At 68.8% G+C, this 18,810-nt stretch carries 18 protein-coding genes; 11 read left to right on the forward strand and 7 right to left on the reverse strand.

Annotated elements, in window-relative coordinates:
• Positions 1–195: 195 nt before the first annotated feature.
• Entirely contained in the window at positions 196–744 is a 549-nt protein-coding gene (locus EV138_RS29920) for a flavodoxin family protein (RefSeq protein WP_133982964.1), read from the forward strand.
• Positions 745–1,105: 361 nt separating this feature from the next.
• Here the strand turns inward: EV138_RS29920 and EV138_RS29925 are convergent, their stop codons facing one another.
• Positions 1,106–2,011 carry a hypothetical protein gene (locus EV138_RS29925; protein ID WP_133982966.1) on the reverse strand — a complete coding sequence of 302 codons (906 nt, stop codon included), beginning with the start codon at positions 2,009–2,011 and terminating at the stop codon, positions 1,106–1,108.
• Positions 2,012–2,205: 194 nt separating this feature from the next.
• Between EV138_RS29925 and EV138_RS29930 the strand changes: the two genes are divergently transcribed.
• The 6 genes from EV138_RS29930 (at position 2,206) to EV138_RS29955 (ending at position 8,716) form a co-directional block, all read left to right on the forward strand.
• Complete coding sequence (locus tag EV138_RS29930) at positions 2,206–2,787, forward strand: papain-like cysteine protease family protein (RefSeq protein WP_112238283.1); 582 nt, start codon at positions 2,206–2,208, stop codon at positions 2,785–2,787.
• Positions 2,788–2,790: 3 nt separating this feature from the next.
• Positions 2,791–3,612: a hypothetical protein gene (locus EV138_RS29935; protein WP_133982968.1), complete on the forward strand. Its 822-nt coding sequence runs from the start codon at positions 2,791–2,793 to the stop codon at positions 3,610–3,612.
• Between the two features lie 153 nt (positions 3,613–3,765).
• The gene (locus EV138_RS29940; RefSeq protein WP_238158505.1) at positions 3,766–4,356 is read left to right on the forward strand and encodes a YbaK/EbsC family protein; all 591 of its coding nucleotides are present in this window, start codon (positions 3,766–3,768) and stop codon (positions 4,354–4,356) included.
• A gap of 85 nt (positions 4,357–4,441) precedes the next feature.
• Positions 4,442–5,197, forward strand: a complete 756-nt coding sequence (locus tag EV138_RS29945) for a class I SAM-dependent methyltransferase (RefSeq protein WP_133982970.1) — start codon at positions 4,442–4,444, stop codon at positions 5,195–5,197.
• A 76-nt stretch (positions 5,198–5,273) separates the two neighbouring features.
• Complete coding sequence (locus tag EV138_RS29950) at positions 5,274–7,652, forward strand: phosphoketolase family protein (protein WP_133982972.1); 2,379 nt, start codon at positions 5,274–5,276, stop codon at positions 7,650–7,652.
• A complete protein-coding gene (locus EV138_RS29955) occupies positions 7,649–8,716 on the forward strand; it encodes an acetate/propionate family kinase (protein WP_133982974.1) in 1,068 nt (355 codons plus the stop codon). Before EV138_RS29950 ends, EV138_RS29955 begins: the two co-directional genes overlap by 4 nt.
• Here the strand turns inward: EV138_RS29955 and lexA are convergent.
• Both lexA and EV138_RS29965 read right to left on the reverse strand, forming a co-directional pair.
• Positions 8,702–9,361: a transcriptional repressor LexA gene (lexA, locus tag EV138_RS29960; RefSeq protein WP_238158506.1), complete on the reverse strand. Its 660-nt coding sequence runs from the start codon at positions 9,359–9,361 to the stop codon at positions 8,702–8,704. The two genes, EV138_RS29955 and lexA, sit on opposite strands and share 15 nt — an antisense overlap.
• A 77-nt stretch (positions 9,362–9,438) precedes the next feature.
• On the reverse strand, positions 9,439–9,912 hold the full coding sequence (locus EV138_RS29965) for a MarR family winged helix-turn-helix transcriptional regulator (protein WP_202867002.1): 474 nt from the start codon (positions 9,910–9,912) through the stop codon (positions 9,439–9,441).
• Positions 9,913–9,979: 67 nt separating this feature from the next.
• Between EV138_RS29965 and EV138_RS29970 the strand changes: the two genes are divergently transcribed.
• From EV138_RS29970 to EV138_RS29980, 3 genes are read left to right on the forward strand one after another with little or no spacing between them, the layout of a single operon-like run.
• Positions 9,980–10,132 (forward strand): SDR family NAD(P)-dependent oxidoreductase, encoded by a 153-nt coding sequence (locus EV138_RS29970; protein WP_133982978.1) that lies wholly within the window; start codon positions 9,980–9,982, stop codon positions 10,130–10,132.
• A 12-nt stretch (positions 10,133–10,144) separates the two neighbouring features.
• Complete coding sequence (locus EV138_RS29975) at positions 10,145–10,582, forward strand: PPOX class F420-dependent oxidoreductase (RefSeq protein WP_133982980.1); 438 nt, start codon at positions 10,145–10,147, stop codon at positions 10,580–10,582.
• Positions 10,583–10,601: 19 nt separating this feature from the next.
• Positions 10,602–11,588 carry an aldo/keto reductase gene (locus EV138_RS29980; protein ID WP_133982982.1) on the forward strand — a complete coding sequence of 329 codons (987 nt, stop codon included), beginning with the start codon at positions 10,602–10,604 and terminating at the stop codon, positions 11,586–11,588.
• 49 nt (positions 11,589–11,637) lie between these two features.
• Here EV138_RS29980 and EV138_RS29985 read toward each other — a convergent pair whose 3' ends face one another.
• From EV138_RS29985 to EV138_RS37470, 4 genes are all read right to left on the reverse strand, one after another.
• A complete protein-coding gene (locus tag EV138_RS29985) occupies positions 11,638–12,888 on the reverse strand; it encodes a hypothetical protein (protein WP_133982984.1) in 1,251 nt (416 codons plus the stop codon).
• Between the two features lie 12 nt (positions 12,889–12,900).
• Positions 12,901–14,439: an alkaline phosphatase D family protein gene (locus EV138_RS29990; protein ID WP_133982986.1), complete on the reverse strand. Its 1,539-nt coding sequence runs from the start codon at positions 14,437–14,439 to the stop codon at positions 12,901–12,903.
• A gap of 149 nt (positions 14,440–14,588) precedes the next feature.
• Positions 14,589–16,796, reverse strand: a complete 2,208-nt coding sequence (locus EV138_RS29995) for a glycoside hydrolase family 3 C-terminal domain-containing protein (RefSeq protein ID WP_133982988.1) — start codon at positions 16,794–16,796, stop codon at positions 14,589–14,591.
• 102 nt (positions 16,797–16,898) lie between these two features.
• Complete coding sequence (locus tag EV138_RS37470; RefSeq protein WP_202867003.1) at positions 16,899–17,456, reverse strand: TetR-like C-terminal domain-containing protein; 558 nt, start codon at positions 17,454–17,456, stop codon at positions 16,899–16,901.
• A gap of 93 nt (positions 17,457–17,549) precedes the next feature.
• Here EV138_RS37470 and EV138_RS30000 point away from each other — a divergent pair, with 93 nt between their 5' ends.
• Positions 17,550–18,791 (forward strand): MFS transporter, encoded by a 1,242-nt coding sequence (locus tag EV138_RS30000; RefSeq protein WP_166678798.1) that lies wholly within the window; start codon positions 17,550–17,552, stop codon positions 18,789–18,791.
• The last annotated feature ends 19 nt before the right edge of the window (positions 18,792–18,810 follow it).

The following is an 18,810-nucleotide window of genomic DNA, read 5'->3' on the forward strand; positions in this document are numbered from 1 at the left end:
CTACGAGGGCGGGAGAACGGTTCCTGACAGCTTGCCCTGCGTGCTCCGGCCGCGACAGTCGATCCGGCCTGTCTCAGCCGATCGGGTTCTGGCCTCGGCTGCCCCGGTGCGCATCGCGGTTCGTGGTTGCCGTACGGTCGAAGGAGCTAGCGATCGTCCTGCCGGCTCTCCCCGATCAGCACCTGAGGTGCCTCTATGTCCGGCAAGTTGAAAGCTCTTATCGTGTGCGAGTCCCTGGCCGGATCGACCCGGCTGGTTGCCGAGGAGATCGGCAAGGGGATCGGCAAGGACCTGATGATCGAGATCGTCGAGGTGAGCAAGGCGCCGGAGCAGTTGTACGGGTCCGTCGCGCTGCTGATCATCGGCGGTGCACCGCAGGCGTTCGGCAGCACCCGGCCGACCGCGGACCGGCCGGTGCCGACGCCCGACAGCGGGCTGCGCAAGTGGCTCGCCGGTCTGACCGGCTCGGCCAACCTCGCGGCCGCCGCGTTCGACACCCGCCCGATGCACAGCCGCCGGCTGCCCGGCTCGGCAGCGAACGGCGCCGCCACCCTGCTCGCCAAACGCGGCTACACCCTCGTCTCCACACCGCACAGTTTCTGGCTCAAGGACGCCACCGAGTCCCTCGCCATCGGCGAAGCCGCCCGAGCCCGCCGCTGGGGCGACGACCTCGCCGCCGCCCTCGAAAAACTCCGCAACCCCGGCCCGGCCCCCTACCGCCGCACCGCCGGCCACACCGGCTGACGCTCACAGCGAGCGGTTCGAGCCCACACCAGCCGTGGCGGCTTCGCAACCAGCATGCGCTTTCTGCCTGCGGTAGGAAAGATCAGCTGCACCCGGACAACCGGTGACCTCGATCTCGTTCGCCGGGGTGCCGGCTCCGGCTCACCACGACCGGGATCGCCTGCCGACAACGCGGTTTGCGTGCGACGAGCCGGCGCCGTCGGCGGACTCGCCGCGGCGCTCAACGCCGTTGCGTTCGGCAGGAGACGGCCTGCGCTGGGCGCGAGCCGCGACGGAGGAGCGGCGGGCTGGGGTGGGCGGGAGCGGCCGTAGCGGTGAGCGACGAAGGAGCGAGGCGCGGGAGGGCGCGTGGAGGGATCAGTTAGTCCCACTCCCAGTCGATTCCGATCAGGCCGCGCGGTACGGCGCGGGCTACTACGTGGACGCGGTTGTCGGGGGTCATCATCAGTTCCCGGCGGGCGATGTCTTCGCCGCCGGAGTGGTGGCGGCGGAACTCGCTGACGCGGACGGGCAGGGCTTCGCGGTGGAACTGCACCTCGAGGACGTAATGGGTGCCCGGCCATTCGTGGAAGCGGTAGTAGTGCAAAGCCTCGATCCCGCTGCGGTCCTCGACTTCGTAGCGGACGACCGCGGTGTCGCCGACGGCGAGCATCCGGTCGAGCAGCAGTTCGCCGAGCACAGCACCGTCGTCGGGGTCGCGGGCGATCCGGCCGGTGCGGCAGCCGGTCACGCCGCGCAACGCGATGAGTGTGACGTCGCAGCCAGGCTCACCTTGATGGACGACGATCTGCCGGTCGGTCTCCTTCACCGCCACCAGCGTCTGCACCACCCGCTTAGAGGTGACGCTGCGATCCGCGCCGAGAATGATCTCCTCGACCACGGTGACGCCGCGCAGCCGCCCGTGGGCGTCCCGCCGTACTTCGTTCAGCAGGCGGGCCAGCGTCGGCGCATAGTCGACGACGGCGTACGGCGGATCGTCGGCGGGCGACTCGGGTCGGGCCGGCGGGATCCGGACTGCCAGCCAGCCGGCCGGGAGGTCCAGCAGTTCCTCGAGCGCGGTGACGACGGCCAGCGAGCCGGGCCGGGGGTGGCGGCTGCCGTTCTGCCAGGTGCTGAGCGTGGCGACGCCGACGTGCAGCCCGCGACAGGCGAGCCTGGCCTGGATCCGGTTCAGCGCGAGTCCGCGGTTCGCGATCGCCGTCCGGAGGGCATCCGCGAAGGGCGCGTCCGGGCTGACGTCCGGGACGTGGAACCGCGCTTCGGTCATGGTGATCCCTCGCAGAGGCCTGGTCCGGCGTCAGTGTAAACGTTCACAGCTGAGCCTTGGTGACAGCCGTCACTCGCCGTTCACCACGACCCGGCCGTTCACACCGGGTGCGCAGAGCCCGAGGGTCATCTTGTCGGCCGGTGAGCAGGTGATCACGATGAGTGCTCTCACCCCGCCCCCACAGAGGAGGACCCATGAGGAGGGTCAGGATCCGCCGTACCTGGTCTTTGCTGCTGGCAACGATCATCGGACTGGCAACGCTGGTGCCGCTCGCCCCGGCGGCCTCGGCCGCGCCAGGCAGCTGGTATCTGAACATCACGGGCCAGGCGCAACAGAAGACCAACTGGTGCTGGGCCGCGTCCGGCAACAGCGTCGCGACGTACTACGGCTACGGCTACTCGCAGAACCAGTTCTGCAACCTTGCCTTCGGCTACTCGATGAACGCCACCTGCCCGAACAACCAGGCCACCCTGGGCAACGACCAGCGGGCGTTCTCGTCGATCGGGATCAGCCAGGGCAACTACGTGTCCGGCACGCTGAGCTTCAGCACCCTGGTCACCGAACTGTCGAACAACCGGCCGGTGATGACCCGGATCGGCTGGACCTCCGGCGGCGGCCACATGATGGACATCATCGGCTACGACTCGTCGAACAGCACGATCGAGTACTACAACCCGTGGCCGGACGACCAGCGGTACAACTACTCGACCTACAACTGGTACCGGTCGAACTCGCAGTTCACCTGGACCCACTCGCTCTACCGGATCGGAGCCTGAGCCATGACTCCCATCAAGCACCAGGTACTACGGGTGGCCCGTCTCACCGCCACCGCGGTCGGCATCGGCACCCTGTTCGCGTTCTCGGCGGCCGCCACCGCCGGTGCGGCGACCCCGGGCCCGGATCTCGCGGCGGCCTCCGGTGCGGCGCACTCGGCCCAGGCCGGCCAACTGCTCGACAAGGTGGCCGCCCAGATGTCCCAGCGATCCGGCCAGTCGGCCTCCGCCAAGGCGGCGACGGCGAAGGCGGCGCTCGTAGTACAGCAGGACGTCGTGCCTGTGTACGCGCTGAACCCTGACTTCGTTCGCTCGCGGTCGGCCGAGGTCGGCACGCTTTGGTACGTCGCCACCAAGGCGACCAAGGGGACCGCGGTGATGACGGTCTACACCGCGCCGGACCAGGCCGGGGCATGGCAGCCGGTCAACATCGCGACCGGTGACACCGAGGCGAGGATGGCTGCGGCCGCACACGGCGGCAAGCTGCTCATCGAGCCACAGATCGACGCGTGGTACGTCGTCGCGGGCAACCAGGTCCGCGCCCTCGACTCCGATGCCACCAAGGCGATCGGGACCAAGCCGATCAGCATCACGGCGTACCGTCAGCAGGTCGCTGCCCGATACGCCGACAAGCAGGCGGGCAGCACCTACGCGAAGAACGGCACGGCCGGCGGGTACGACGTTGCGGCTGCTCCCGCGACTGCGACCGCACCGGCGATGGCGGTGTCGGCGGACGGCAACAGCTGGCTCATCCCCGCGACCGGCGCGACGGCCGTCGTACTGGCTGCTGGTGTGGTGCTCTTCGCGCGGCGGCGCTCGCTGAGCTGATCACCGAACGCAAAGGCTGCGGGTTCCCGTTCTCGGGCCCGCAGCCTTTTCGTCGTCCCACGGGCTGGATAGAGAATGCTGCAAGGCGGCCTGCCTACCGTCGCGGGGTATGAAGCCCACGCGTACTGACCACCCCTGCACCCACTGTTCCCGGTGGACCTCAAGGTCGGCCGGCTGATGGCAAGGCGACTGCAGTGGCAGCCGCTGAAACACCGGCCGGACCTCGTCGCGGCCTCGGTCCGTTCGGTGCTCGACGACCTGGATGCCCTGGTCGCGCCGATCGACCCGGGCCTGGCGGACACGGCCGCGTTCTGCGCCGAGTACGGCGTACCGCTCGACGCCTCCGCGAACTGCCTGATCGTCGAGGGCCGCCGGTCGGCCGTCACGCGAGTGGCCGCTGTAGTCGTCCTGGCGACCGCTCGCGCGGACGTCCGCGGCGTCGTCCGGCGACATCTCGACGTTCGCAAACTCTCCTTCACCGCCCACGACGACGCGGTCGGCCGGACGGGAATGGAGTACGGCGGCATCACGCCGCTGGGGCTGCCGGCCGACTGGCCGGTCCTCGTGGACGAAGCCGTCACCACGGCGGGCTCGGTGATCCTCGGCAGCGGGATCCGGGGCTCCAAGCTGCTGGTCGAGGGCTCGGCCCTGCGCCGCCTGCCGACCGCCCAGATTCTCAGCCTCGCGCTGCCCACGACCGACGCCGACATCGAGGTCGCGCGTCCTGCCCTGTCCGGTTTCTGACACCTCCTCGTTCCACCGCCATGTCCCGGCCTCATCACCCGGGGCATGGCGGTGCCGTCGATTGACGCTGGGTACCGACCTGGCGATGAACAGCGAGAAGATGGAAGCCGAGTTCGACGTGGTCGCCGACTGGACCCGGGAGGCGGTCGAGCACCTCGGCGACGAGCACGCGATCCCCGCGGGCTGCCGTGGCAGCGCCAGTCCCTCAGCGCTCGCCTGGCTGGCCGAAGCGCTCGAGCTCGGTCCCTCGACCAAGCTGCTCGACCTGGGCGCCGGGATCGGCGGTCCGGCGGCCTGGGCGGCCCGCCGGTACGGCGTACGGCCGGTTCTGGTCGATCCGATGGAGGGTGCCTGCCGGGCCGCCGCCCGGTTGTTCGGACTGCCGGCGATCCGGGCGGACGGGTTGTGTGTTCCGTTGCGGACCGCCTCGATCGGTACGGCGTGGTGCCTCGGAGTGCTGTGCACTGTCGAGGACAAGGCCGCTCTGCTGGCCGAACTGCACCGGGTGCTCACGCCGGGCGCGCACCTCGGCCTCCTCGTCCTGGTCGCGCGGACACCGCACCTCGAACCCGTCCCCGAAGGGAACTTCTTCCCTTCGCAGGAAGAACTGGTCAGCGTGCTGGACAAGAGTGGCTTCGCGGTCGAGGAGCAGGTCGACGATCCGGGGGACACCCCCGCCTCCTGGACCAAACGGTCAGCGCGGGTCGACGAGCTGATCCGCGAGCGGCACGAGGGAGAGGAGGCGTACTCCCAGGAGGCCGACCAACAGCACCGGCTCGGACAGCTGCTGTCCACGGCTCAGGTCAGTTCCCAGTTGCTGCACGCCGTCCGGTTGGACTGATCGGCGTTGGGTACCAGACAGCGGGCGCGTGATCGCCTGGCCTGACGCGTGCCGACCGATCTTCGATGGGAGAACCGTGGAGCACGCTGACGGACGTCCGCTGACCGACGACGAACTGCAGGGACTGGACGCGTACTGGCGGGCTGCGAACTACCTGTCCGTGGGACAGATCTACCTGCTCGCGAATCCGCTGCTGACAGAACCGCTGCGTCCTGAGCACATCAAGCCGCGGCTGCTCGGCCACTGGGGGACCACGCCGGGGCTGAACCTGATCTATACCCACTTGAACCGGGTGATCCGCCAACGTGAGCGGGAGCTCATGTACGTGATCGGCCCTGGGCACGGCGGTCCCGCGATCGTGGCGAACAGCTGGCTCGAGGGCAGCTGGACCGCGACGTACCCGGAAGTCGGCCAGGACGAGTCCGGTATGGCCCGGCTGTTCAAGCAGTTCTCGTTCCCGGGCGGCATCCCGAGCCATGTCGCGCCGGAGGTGCCCGGGTCCATCAACGAGGGCGGCGAACTCGGCTACTCGCTCAGTCACGCCTACGGTGCCGCCTTCGACAACCCTCGCCTGGTCGTCGCCTGTGTCGTCGGCGACGGCGAGGCGGAGACCGGGCCGCTGGCCACCTCCTGGCATTCGAACAAGTTCATCGATCCGCGCCGCGACGGCGCGGTCCTGCCGATCCTGCACCTGAACGGCTACAAGATCGCCAACCCGGCTGTGCTCGCCCGGATCGGCGACGAAGAACTCACCGCACTCCTGCGCGGCTACGGCCACGAGCCGTACCTGGTCGAGGGTTCCGAGCCGGCCGAAGTACACCAGGCCCTGGCGGCGGCGATGGATCGCTGTCTGGACCGCATCGATGAGATCCAACTGGAAGCCCGTACGTCGGCCGCCGCGCCGGCGCGCTCGGCCTGGCCGGTGATCGTGCTCCGGACGCCGAAGGGCTGGACCGGTCCGCACACGGTCGACGGCGAACCGGTCGAAGACACCTGGCGATCGCACCAGGTCCCGCTGTCCGGCGTACGGACGAACGAGGACCATCTGCGGCAGCTGGAGGACTGGCTGCGCAGCTATCGACCCGAAGAGTTGTTCGACGGCAGTGGCCGGCCGATGCCGGGCCTCACCGAACTGGCGCCGGCGCCCTCCCTGCGGATGGGGTCGAGCCCGCACGCGAACGGCGGCGTGATCACCCGCGACCTCGAGCTGCCCGCGGCCGCGGAGTACGCCGTACCGGTGAAGTCTCCTGGTGCCGAGGACGGCGAGCCGACCAAGGTTCTCGGTGGTTTCCTGCGCGAGGTGTTCACGCTGAACGCCGACCAGCGGAACTTCCGGATGGTGGGCCCGGACGAGACCGAGTCGAACCGGCTCTCGGCGGTCTACGAGGTGACCGCGAAGGCCTGGAACGCGGACCGGCGCGACACCGACGAGCACCTGGCCGTCGACGGCCGGGTGATGGAGATGCTCAGCGAGCACACCTGCCAGGGCTGGTTGGAGGGGTACCTGCTCACCGGGCGGCACGGGCTGTTCTCGTCGTACGAGGCGTTCGTGCACATCGTGGACTCGATGGTGAACCAGCACGCCAAGTGGCTGAAGACCGTGAACCGGCTGGACTGGCGGCGGCCGATCCCGTCGCTGAACTACCTGCTCACCTCGCACGTCTGGCGGCAGGACCACAACGGCTTCTCGCACCAGGATCCCGGTTTCATCGATCATGTGGTGAACAAGAAGGCCGAGGTCGTCCGCGTCTACCTGCCGCCGGACACCAACACCTTGCTGTCGACGATGGACCACTGCCTGCGGACCCGCAACTACATCAATGTCGTTGTCGCGGGCAAGCAACCGCAGCCGAACTGGCTCGACTGGGAGGCCGCGCAACTGCACTGCGCCCGGGGGATCGGCGTCTGGGACTTCGCCAGCAACGACGAGGGCGACCCGGATGTCGTGATGGCGTGCGCGGGTGACGTCCCGACGCTGGAGACGATGGCGGCCGTCGACCTGTTGCGCGAACACCTGCCGGAGCTGAAGATCCGGGTCGTCAACGTGGTCGACCTGATGCGGCTGCAGGATGCGACCGAACATCCGCACGGGCTCACCGATCGGGACTTCGACGCGCTGTTCACGCCGGACAAGCCGGTGATCTTCGCCTACCACGGCTACCCGTGGCTGATCCACCGGTTGACCTACCGGCGGACCAATCACGAGAACGTGCACGTGCGCGGGTACATCGAGGAGGGCACCACGACGACGCCGTTCGACATGGTGGTGCTGAACAACCTGGACCGGTACCACCTCGCGATGGACGTCATCGACAGGGTGCCGTCGCTGCGCAGCCGCGCGGTCTCCGTTCGCCAGTACTTCGCGGACCAGCGCACCCGGCACCGCGCTCATGTGACGACGGTCGGGGAGGACCTCCCCGAGGTACGGGACTGGCGCTGGAGCCGGCAGGGATGAACCTGCTGATCGTCAACGCCGGTTCGTCGAGTCTGAAGTTGCGGGTGCTCGACGACGAGGACCAGGTGATCGACGAGAAGGACGTCTCCGACTGGGACGGATCGCCGGGACCGATCGAGGCGATGGCCGGTGACGCGGTGGTGCACCGGGTCGTGCACGGTGGCGACCGGTTCGACGGCGCCGCGGTGGTGGACGACGAGGTCGAGGCCGCGATCGAGGACCTCGTTTCGCTCGCGCCTTTGCATCAGCCGAAGGCGCTCGAACTCATCCGGGCCAGCCGGTCGGGTGGCCGCCCGGTGGTGGCCTGCTTCGATACGTCGTACCACCGGACCCTTCCGGACGCCGCGTCCACCTACGCGCTACCGGCGGGGTGGCGCGAGCGGTTCGGGCTGCGGAAGTTCGGGTTCCATGGGTTGTCGCATGCCTACGTCGCTCGTCGCGTGCCCGAGCTGCTCGATCGCGAGGTGCCACGGCTGATCAGTTGTCATCTGGGCTCTGGCGCGTCGCTCTGCGCGATCGAGGACGGCCGGTCGGTGGACACGACGATGGGGTTCACCCCGCTCGACGGGCTGGTGATGGCGACCCGGCCGGGTTCGGTGGATCCCGGGCTGCTGCTGTGGTTGCAGACGTCCGGCGGACTCACGGCCGAGGAGATCGGCGAGGCGCTGGAGCACAACTCCGGCCTGCTGGCGTTGAGTTCGCGATCGGGTGACCTGCGCGAGGTGCTGGAAGGCGTGGAGCACGGCGACGAGGCCTGCCGGCTGGCGTACGACGTGTACCTGCACCGGCTCGTCGGTGAGATCGCCCGGATGGCGGCGGCGCTCGGCGGCGTCGACGCGCTGGCCTTCACCGGCGGAGTGGGCGAGCACTCAGCGCCGCTGCGAGCGGCCGTCGCCCGGCGACTCGACTGGCTGGGCGTCGTACTCGATGCCGAGAGCAACGAATCCTCGGCGCCGGTGATCAGTGCTCCCGGCGCCCCGATCGCGCTCTGCGTCATCGAGTCGCGCGAGGACCTCACGATGGCCGCGCAGGCCCGCGAGGTGCTCGGGTCAGACGCTTCGTAGGACGGACACGACGACGCCGAGGACGGTGGCGTTGTCGCCGTCGATGACCTCGTACGCCGGGTTGCGCGGCTCCAGGTAGACGTGGCCGTTGCGCCGGCGGTAGACCTTCACGGTCGCCTCGTCGTCGATCATCGCGGCCACGATCTGGCCGGAGTGGGCCTCGGACTGCTGCCGGACCACGACGGTGTCGCCGTCGCAGATCGCCGCGTCGATCATCGACTCGCCGCGGACCCGCAGGGCGAAGATGGTGCCGCGGCCGGTCAGTTCGCGCGGCAGCGTGATGAAGTCGTCGACGTGCTCGACCGCGGAGATCGGCGTACCGGCGGCGATGTCACCGACGACGGGCACCGCGATCGACTGGTCGTTGCCCGCCTGCGCAGGACCCTCCCTGAGGAACGCCCGGACGTCGATCGGTCGCGACACCGATTCGCTGCGCCGCAGGAACCCCTTCTCCTCCAGGGCTGTCAGGTGCTTGGACACCGAGGAGGTCGACCGCAGCCCGACGGCCGCGCCGATCTGCCGGGTGCTCGGCGAGTACCCGTTCTTGACCACGCAGTCCCGGATCGCCACCAGAATCCGCTGCTGCCGCTCCGGCAGCGTCGAGGTGTCCAACTGACCGAACGGCTCAAGATCGTCATAACTCACCCGCCGAATCCTAGAGGCAGGAACACCTCCGCCCGCCGTCGCCTCGCTGGCCTGTGTCCCTGGACCGAAGGCGGGTGTCAGGACTGGGCCGGGGGAGTCCATTCGGGGAGCGCTTCGATGACGTGGCCGAGGAGCTCGCGGAGTTGGCGGTACCGCTGGGGACCGAGCGACTCGCGGACGTGCCGTTCGAGATCGGTGATGATGCGCTCGGCCTTCTCGAGTTCCGTGTGGCCGTCGTCGGTGAGGTGAAGCTCCTGCACGCTGCGGTGCCGGGGATGCAGCCGCCGTTCGATCAGGCCTCGCTCGATCAGCTTGGCCGTCAGGAGCGCGACGGCTTGCGGTGTGACGCCGACCAGCCGGGCGAGTTCCGCACCGGTGATGCCGGGCGTGGTCCGCAGGTTCATCAGTACGGCGTAGTTCGAGCCGGACAGACCGACCGCGCGCAAGGGCGGCTCCTTCACCGCCTGCATGGCCAGGTCCGCCCTCCGCAACGCCCACGTCGCCCGACCCAACGCGTCGGGTTCATCGCTGGTCGAACGAGACCTGTCCATGCCCGCACTCTATTGCACCTGCGATGTATCAAGTACTTGATAGGCATCAAATGTTATAGTCAGTGATATGACCCTCCGACCCAAGGCCCTGATCACCGGCGCCAGCGGCGGCATCGGAGCCTCGTTGGCGCCGGCCTTCGCGGAGCGCGGCTACGACCTGGTACTGCTCGCGCGCCGGAGTGACCGCCTCGAAGAAGTTGCCGCAGGCACCCCCCACTGAGACAGGACTTTGATGTCATTCAGCGACACCGAACTCGAATACCTGTCCGGGCAGCGGTTGGGCCGGCTTGCCACCGCGCAGCCGGATGGGACCCTTCAGATCAGTCCGGTGGGATTCCGGTACAACGGCGCGACCGGGACGATCGACGTCGCCGGACGGGGGATGGCCGCTAGCAAGAAGTATCGCAACGTCGCCGACAATGGACAGGTGGCCTTCGTGATCGACGACTTCGTCTCGCTGCAGCCCTGGCGACCGCGGTGCTTGGAGATCCGCGGCGGAGGGGAGGCGATCGCCGAGCCGACCGACTCCGCCTGGGCGACCGACCTTACCGAGACCGGCTTCGACGGGGCGATCATCAGGATCCGCCCGAAGCGGATCATCAGCTTCGGCATCGGTGAGAGCGGGACCGATGTCTATGACTACCAGGTCAGCAAGCGTACCGTCGGCTGACCTGCTCTGGAGGTGCGGTATGCATGTCAGGACGTTGGGACAAGAGCTTCGGGTTTCTGCTGTGGGGCTGGGATGTATGGGCATGTCCCAGAGCTACGGGCCCAATCCCGGAAGTCGCGAGGACATGATCGCGGTACTTCGGTCCGCGGTCGACCTCGGGGTGACGTTCTTCGACACGGCCGAGGTGTACGGGCCGTATGTGAACGAAGAACTCGTCGGTGAGGCGCTGGAACCCGTGCGGGATCAGGTGGTGATCGCGACGAAGTTCGGCTGGCGGATCGAGGGCGGGAAGAGCGTCGGGCTCGACAGCAGGCCCGAGCAGATCCGCCGGGCCGCAGAGGCATCGCTGAGCCGGCTGCGCACGGAGGTCATCGACATGTTCTACCAGCACCGGGTTGACCCGGAGGTGCCGATCGAGGACGTTGCCGGAGCGGTCGGCGAGCTGATCCAGGAGGGGAAAGTGCGGCATTTCGGGTTGTCGGAGGCGTCCGCGCAGACGATCCGCCGAGCGCACGCCGTACAGCCGGTCACCGCCTTGCAGAGTGAGTACTCGTTGTGGACCCGTGATCCCGAAGCCGAGATCCTGCCCACGCTGGCGGAGCTCGGGATCGGGTTCGTGCCGTTCAGCCCGCTCGGCAAGGGATTCCTGACCGGCACCGTCGACACCAGTACGACGTTTGCCGAGGGCGACATCCGGGCGACGATCCCGCGCTTCACCGAAGAGAACCGGGCCGCGAACGCGACCCTGGTCGACCACGTCGCCCACCTCGCCAAAGCCAAGGGTGCCACCCCAGGACAGGTCGCGCTGGCCTGGCTGCTGGCGCGACAACCCTGGATCGTGCCGATCCCCGGAACGCGGCGCACCGCCCGGATCGAGGAGAACGCGGCATCCACCGAGCTGCCGCTGTCCGCCGACGAGCTGGCCGACCTCGACACGCTCGCCCAGCGGATCGGCGTACACGGCGATCGCTACAACCCGGCACAGATGAGCTACGTGAACCGCTGAAGCAGGCAACGCAAGGAGCCCAGGGGCGATCCCTGGGCTCCCTGACGTTCTACCAGCTGTTGTTGGAGATGTCCTGGCCGAGGATGACCTGGTCGTAGGTGTTGCCGTCGTTGTCGTCGGTGTAGGCGACGGACACTTCGGAGTACGGCGAGACGGCGACCGTCTGCTGCTCCTGGCGGCCTGCCGTGAGCTGGCTGAGGCGTTGCGCCGACAGCCTGCCCGCGTCCGTTCCGGTGGTGTTGAAGCCGCGGACCCACACGTCCAGGTCGGCCGCCTGCACTGTCCAGCCGACGACCGAGTTCGACTGGTCGTCGATCCCGACCGACGGTGCCGTGCCGCCGACGGCGACCTCCACATCGGAGAAGCGAGCAGCCCCGGTTGCGTCGAAGGTGCGGGTCCAGGCGCCCGCAGTACCGGTGTGGTCGGACTCCCAGGCGACGGCGAAGTCGCCGTTGAAGTTGGTCGCCACCGACGCGTGCCGCTCCTGCCCGCTCCCGAGGGCGTTCGCCGTACGGCGGGAGAGGGTGGCCGCGCCGTTCGTGCGCGCCAACCGGATCAGGCCGACGTTGTACGACCCGTTGGCGTCACCGTCCTCGTCCCAGACGACGACCGCGTCGCCGGCGGCCGACACTCCGACATCCGGGTTGTGGTGCTGACCCGTGGTCTGCGAAGCCGTCACCTCCCAGGCCCGGGTGGTCGGACCGGTGAACCCGGCCGCCTTGACCATGGCCTGCGCGCCGGTCTGGATGTCTTCCCACACCACCGTGAAGGCCACTGCGGCGCCCGACGGTGCGCCGTCCGGATCGACAGCGACGCGCGGATTGATCTGCTGGCCCGTCGAGCTGCTGTTGGCATTGCCTGAGGCAGTGACGGTGCCGGCGGTGTTCACCACGCGGTACGGGATGTTGTAGTAGCCGTTGCCGTCCGGGTCGTCGGCCCAGACCACGACGGCGTTGCCCTTGTCGTCAAGGCCGACATCGGGGTGGAGGTGGCGCCAGTTGGTGACACCGCTGCTGCCGCCCGCGGACAGCTTCACCTCGTACGTCGCTGTGCCGTTGTGGAACATCCGCAGGAAGATCTCGCTGTGGGCGTTGTCGGTCGCGTCGGTGCTGTCCCGGTCGTCCTCCCAGACGACCGCGACGTAGCCGTTGCGGTTGGTCGCGATCGACGGCGTGTCCTGGTCGCCGGTGGCGACACTGTTCGCCGTCTGCCAGGTCGGTGTGGCCACGGCGGCACTCGCGTTCGTCGCGGTGAAGACGGCAGACGATGCCACCACTGCCAGGGCGATGAGCTTCTTCATGAGCCGGCCCTCTCAGACTGCCTGAAGGCCGGGCTGGCCCTCTTGGACGACGAACGACTTCACCGTGGACGCCGCGGCGCCGTGTTCGGACACCTTGGCCACGGCCCGGAAGTCGGCGCGGACCTGGGTCGGACTGATCGCCGTGCGCACGTAGCCGCGGCGGTTGTTGTAGAACTTCAGCCACGGGTTGGTCCCGACGTCCGGGATCGTCGTCGCGCCGTCGCCGTCGCCACTGGAGGTGACGGAGCTGGTGACGAGCTCGGTGCCGATCACGGCCGACGACGGGTTGTTGTAGTCGGCAACCAAATTGCTGGCCCAGGCGCGGTGCACGTCGCCGGTCAGGACGAGTGGGTTGCGGACGCCGCGATCGACCCAGCCCTGCTGGATCCGGGCCCGGGACGCGCGGTACCCGTCCCAGGAGTCCATGCTCGCGCCGGTCGAGTTGAACCGCCGGGCGAAGAACACCTGCTGGCCGATGATGTCCCACGTTCCCTGGTGCTGGGACAGACCGTCCAGGAGCCAGGACTCCTGGGCGTTGCCCGGCAGGCTGCGCGACGCCAGATCCGCGTCCGCGCAGACCTTCCAGCCGTCACCGCAAGCCTGGTCGTCGCGGTACTGCCGGGTGTCGAGCATGTGGAAGGTGGCCAGGTTGCCCCAGCGAATCCTGCGGAACAAGGGAATGCTCGCGCCGTTGCTGGCCTGCGCCGGTCGCAGCGGCATGTTCTCGTAGTAGGCCTGGTAGGCACCGGCCTGCCGCGCTGTCCACTGCGCCGCGGTCAGTGCCGGCACGTTGTTCTCGCGGATGTTGCCGGCCCGGTTGTTCTCGACCTCGTGGTCGTCCGGTACGACGATCCAGGGCGCGACCGCGTGCGCCGCCTGCAGGTCGGGATCCGTCTTGTACTGCGCGTAGCGCACGCGGTATTCCGCGAGGGTGGTGATCTCGGCGGTGCCGGCGTGCAACCGCGTCCGGCCGGCCGTCGGGCCGTACTCGTAGATGTAGTCGCCGAGGTGCAGGATGACGCCCGGGTTGTCCTCGGCCATCCGCCGGTAGACGGTGAAGTATCCCTCTTCGTAGTGCGAGCAGGAGGTGAACGCCATCAGCAGATCGCGACCGGCGGCGCCGAGCGCGGGCGTCGTACGGGTGCGGCCGACGGGGGAGAGGTGGCCCTGGGCGCGGAAGCGGTAGAAGTAGTCCGAGTCGGGGTTGAGGCCGCCGGCGATGACGTGCACCGAGTGCGCGGCGGCGTACGTCGCTGTGACGGATCCCGAGGCGACCACGGTGGTGAAGAGTTCGTCGCCGGCGACCTGCCAGTCCACGACCACATCGGCGTTGGCCATGCCGCCGTGGCCATCGGCGTTCAGGGGGACCGGCGCCAGCCGCGTCCACAGCACGACGCTGCTCGGGTCCGGCTCACCGGAGGCGATCCCGAGTTGGAAGGGGTAGGGCACTGCTGCGGTGGCGGTGATGACACTGGAATGGGCGGGCAGGGCGGTGGCTCCGGCAGCCGCGAGTCCGCCGAGGACAAGGGTTCGACGACTGAGAGGTTTCATGGGCCTCACCTTCAGGAGAGCGCATGGCGGTAGGCCCCTCGGACAGATGAAGCGGGCGGAAACATCCGGGGACCTTGTGGGCGGTGGTAGTGCGTTCCCATAGTTCCCGGTTTTATGTAACTTTTCTACGGCGCGCCGCGAGCCGTCGGTCAATCAGGATTGGCGGCGACCAGCAACTGTTCGAGCTGGGCGCGGGTGAGCCGGCCGCCGGAGAAGCCGACCAGGCGTCCGACCGGCAACGCACCGAGCATCGCGCCCATGTCCGCGCCGGCCGCCTCTTCGCCCATCGTGGTGCCGAAGACGGACTCGATCAGGCCGCCGAGTGCCTGCGCGCCGACCGGGTCGCGCAGGATCTCCGCGATGGTCGAGTCGAGGGTGATCGGCAGGCGGACCTCGTCACCCGCGACGACGACGGCAGCATTGGCTCGCAGGTCCCTGCTGGAGGAACCGACGGACACGACGTACTCGCCACTCTCCACGACCCAGCGATCCACTCGAATGTCCCAGTAGGCGAGGTCGCTGCGATCGATGGTCGCCTGGATGGTCGTACTCTCTCCGGGCGCCGGTGTCGCACTGCCGAAGGCGACCAGCTGCTGCGGCACCCGCGTGACGGCGGAGCCTGGCAGCGAGACGTAGAACTGAGCGACCTCGCGGCCTTCGCGCCTGCCGGTGTTGGTGATCGTGACACCGGCCTGGATCCCGGAGTCGGTGGTTTCGACCACGAGGTCGCTGTACTCGAAGGTCGTGTACGACAAGCCGTGCCCGAACGGGAAGGCCACGGCGAGGTCGCGAGCGTCGTACCAGCGATAGCCGACGTGCAGGCCCTCGCCGTACAGGACGTGCCCGTTCTCCCCGGGGAAGTTCCCGTACGCCGGTACGTCGGGCAGGCGCACCGGCACGGTCTCGGTGAGTTTGCCGGACGGGCTCACCCGGCCGAACAGCACCTCGGCGATCGCCGCGCCGCCACCTTGGCCGAGGAGGGCCGCGTCGAGAACCGCCGGAGCGATCGCGGCGACGGGAGCGATTCGTAGTACGGAACCGTGGATGAGCACGACCACCGTGCGCGGCTGAGCTGCGACGACCGCGGTGAGCAGTTCGAGCTGCTCCGCGGGGATCTCGATGTCCGTGCGATCAGCACCTTCGGACTCCTGCCGTGCGGCCAGGCCGAGAAACACGACGGCCGTCTCGGCCGCGGCAGCAGCCTGTACGGCGTCGTCGCGCAAGGCGGCCGCGTCGCCCGAGCCGTCGGTGCTGAAGCCGGGCGCGTAGGTGACGTCGGCGTGGGCACGGATCTCGTCCAGCGGCACGTCCAACCGGGTCGGCGTCACGTGTGAGCTCCCGCCGCCCTGGTACCGCGGTTGCTCGGCGAACTCACCGATCACGGCGAGCCGGTCCGAGCTGTTCAGGGGGAGTAGGTCGTCCACGTTCTGAAGGAGCACGATGCTTCGTGCGGCGGCCTCTCTGGCGAGCTGGTGATGCGCGTCGGCGTCGAAGGTGGCGTCCTCGCGATGCGCCTGCGTCGTACGGATCGCCAAGGCCGTAACGCGCTCGGCGGCTCGCGCGACGTGGGCCGGGTCGACGGTGCCGTTGCTCAGGGCAACGACCAGCTCCTCGTCCGTGGTACCGGTCGCGCCGGGCATCTCGAGATCGAGGCCGGCGGCAACGGCCGCGGGTCGATCGGCGACGGCACCCCAGTCGCTGACGACGACGCCTTCGAAGCCCCATTCGTCGCGGAGCACCTTGGTGAGCAGCCATTCGTTCTGCGAGGCGAGGACGCCGTTGATGCGGTTGTAGGAGCACATCAGGCTCCACGGGTTCGCCTCGGTGACGACGCGGTGGAAGGCGCGCAGGTAGATTTCGCGCAGGGTGCGCGGATCGACGTCGGCGCTGACCCGCATCCGGTCGTGCTCCTGGTTGTTCGCCGCGAAATGCTTCACGCACGCGCCGACACCCTCGCCCTGGACGCCACGAACCCAGGCGGCGCCGAGGACGCCGCTCACATACGGATCCTCGGAGTAGTACTCGAAGTTGCGCCCGCACCGCGGGTCCCGCTTGATGTTGATCCCGGGCCCGAGCAGCACGTGTACGCCGATCGCCTGGGATTCGCGGCCGAGCGCCGTACCGACCCGCTCGACCAGCTCAGGATCCCAACTCTGCCCCAGGCCGGCCGCCGGCGGGAAACAGGTGGCCGGCTCGTTCTCGGCGATCCCGAGCTGATCGCTCGACGCAACCTGCTTCCGAACTCCGTGCGGCCCGTCGGTCAACACGATGGCGGGCACCGCCCCGACCTGCTTGGTGGTCCAGAAGTCGGCGCCACTCCCCAACGCGGCCTGCTCAGCGGACGACAACTCAGCCATAACTCAACCCTCTTCACGGACACAGGAGCAAGCATCGGGTAGTCGAAGACTGTACCTTCGCCCCGAAGGCCGCAGGCGGTCCGAATTGGTCGCCGGAGGGGCTCAGCGGGCCATCGCGAGTACGTCGCGGACCAGGCGCCCGGCGTGGTCGTCGTCGAGCGGCAGGGCGAAGACGACGGTGTAATACAGCGGCGCCACGATGTGGTCGAGGATCTGCGCGACGGTCGGCGTCTTCTCTCCGCGTTCGTTGGCGCGCCGTACCATCTCCGCCGCCTGCTCGCGGCGCGCGTCGGTGATCGCGCAGTTCGCGACCAGGTCGACCCGGGCCGCCACCATCGCCCGCAGGTAGCGGGCTCGCTCGGGACGGTTGATGTCGCGGGCGATGATGTTCGCCCACTCGGTCAGGTCCCGCTCGAGGGACCCGGTGTCGGGTACGGACTCACCGTCGCGCGTGAGGGCTGCGACGGCGACGTCCTCGAGCAGCGCGTTGACGTCGGCCCAGCGCCGGTAGAGCGTCGTCGGGTTGACCCCCGCGCGCTCGGCGATGACCGGAAAGCTGATCTTGTCGGCGCGCTGACCGACGAGTTCGCCGACGGCCGTGTAGATCGCGGTCAGCACCCGGTTGCTGCGCCCTCCCGGGCGACTCGGTCGATCAGGCACGGCACCATTCTAAGCAAAGAAGTTTGCTTTTGGGTGGACTGGGGCACTGATGTCCTTAGAGCAAAGATTATTGCTTTTGGATGGAGGTCTCTCGTGTTCAGCCGTTCAGTCTCGTTCGTCGTCGCCGGGGCGGCCGGCGCAGCCACGCTGACTGCCGCGTCGGCGCCGTCGCCGCTGTATCCCGTCTACCAGCGGCTCTGGGGGTTCTCGGCGTTCGTGCTGACGGTCGTCTTCGCCGTCTATGTCTTCGCGCTGCTCGCCGCCTTGCTGACCGTCGGCTCGCTCTCGGACCGGGTCGGCCGTCGTCCGGTCGCCTCCGGAGCCCTCGTGCTGCTGGCGCTGGGCATGGTGCTGTTCGCGATCGCCGGAGGTACCGGCGCCCTGGTGGTCGCGCGCATCGTGCAGGGTGTTGCCGTCGGCGCAGCCACCGGTACGACGACAGCCATGATCCTGGACTCGGCGCCGAACCCACGGTTCGGTTCGGTCGTCAGCAGCGCGGTCCCGTCCCTGGGCATCGTGATCGGAGCGGTCCTCGCCGGTGCCCTCGTGGAGTTCGCGCCGCTGCCTCGCCAGCTCGTCTTCTGGATCCTCACCGCGGTCTACCTGGTGCTTGCAGCGCTCGTCTGGCTGATTCCCGAGCGCGCCCGTCCGGAGCCGACCTCGCGGGAGTCGCTGTGGAGGTCGCTGCGGCCGAGCGCCGGTCTTCCGTCGGCCGTGCGGCCGGTCTTCTTCGCCCTGATTCCTTCGATGGCCGCGACGTGGGCGCTCGCCGGGTTGTACCTGTCACTGGGGTCGTCGGTGCTCGGCGCTGTCCTCGATGTGCACAGCCATTTCGTCGTCGGCGTCGTGCTCGGAGTGTTCTTCGCCGCCGGTGCAGCCGGCACTGTCGTCTCGACCGTCACCCCGCCGCGATGGCGCGAGTGGCTCGGGTACGGAACGCTCGCCCTCGGTGTTCTGGTCACTATGGCGGCGATGCTGCTGACTACGCTGCCGCTCTACGTCGCCGGATCGGCAGTCGCTGGGCTGGGCTTCGGCGCGGGGTTCCGGTTCGCCGTCAACGCACTCGGTGAGGCGGCGCCGGATGCCCAGCGCGGGGAGGTGTTCGCGACGATGTACATCGTCAGCTACCTCGCGTTCAGTGTGCCCGCACTGGCTGCCGGGCTCGCCGCCGAACGCTTCGGCCTCGAGCCGACAGCCGTCGCGTACGGCGCCCTGGAAGTCGCCTTGATCCTGATCGCCGCAGTTGCCGGGATCATCCGCGCCGGCCGGCAGATCGGCGGGAACGAGTTGCCGACTGTCGTCGACGAAGCGGAGTTGCCCTGTCGGACCAGTTGATCGCTGTGCCGGATGCAGA

Origin of the sequence: Kribbella voronezhensis, from assembly GCF_004365175.1 — a bacterium.
Classification (GTDB): domain Bacteria; phylum Actinomycetota; class Actinomycetes; order Propionibacteriales; family Kribbellaceae; genus Kribbella; species Kribbella voronezhensis.

Bases quoted from the DNA above. Each gene is read 5' to 3' on its own strand.
- EV138_RS29970 (WP_133982978.1), top strand. From the start codon at position 9,980: ATGACCCTCCGACCCAAGGCCCTGATCACCGGCGCCAGCGGCGGCATC.
- EV138_RS29945 (WP_133982970.1), top strand. From the start codon at position 4,442: ATGAACAGCGAGAAGATGGAAGCCGAGTTCGACGTGGTCGCCGACTGG.
- EV138_RS29990 (WP_133982986.1), bottom strand. From the start codon at position 14,439: ATGAAACCTCTCAGTCGTCGAACCCTTGTCCTCGGCGGACTCGCGGCT.
- EV138_RS29920 (WP_133982964.1), top strand. From the start codon at position 196: ATGTCCGGCAAGTTGAAAGCTCTTATCGTGTGCGAGTCCCTGGCCGGA.
- EV138_RS29935 (WP_133982968.1), top strand. From the start codon at position 2,791: ATGACTCCCATCAAGCACCAGGTACTACGGGTGGCCCGTCTCACCGCC.
- EV138_RS29985 (WP_133982984.1), bottom strand. From the start codon at position 12,888: ATGAAGAAGCTCATCGCCCTGGCAGTGGTGGCATCGTCTGCCGTCTTC.
- EV138_RS29995 (WP_133982988.1), bottom strand. From the start codon at position 16,796: ATGGCTGAGTTGTCGTCCGCTGAGCAGGCCGCGTTGGGGAGTGGCGCC.
- EV138_RS29930 (WP_112238283.1), top strand. From the start codon at position 2,206: ATGAGGAGGGTCAGGATCCGCCGTACCTGGTCTTTGCTGCTGGCAACG.
- EV138_RS29925 (WP_133982966.1), bottom strand. From the start codon at position 2,011: ATGACCGAAGCGCGGTTCCACGTCCCGGACGTCAGCCCGGACGCGCCC.
- EV138_RS29965 (WP_202867002.1), bottom strand. From the start codon at position 9,912: ATGGACAGGTCTCGTTCGACCAGCGATGAACCCGACGCGTTGGGTCGG.
- EV138_RS29980 (WP_133982982.1), top strand. From the start codon at position 10,602: ATGCATGTCAGGACGTTGGGACAAGAGCTTCGGGTTTCTGCTGTGGGG.
- EV138_RS29955 (WP_133982974.1), top strand. From the start codon at position 7,649: ATGAACCTGCTGATCGTCAACGCCGGTTCGTCGAGTCTGAAGTTGCGG.
- EV138_RS29975 (WP_133982980.1), top strand. From the start codon at position 10,145: ATGTCATTCAGCGACACCGAACTCGAATACCTGTCCGGGCAGCGGTTG.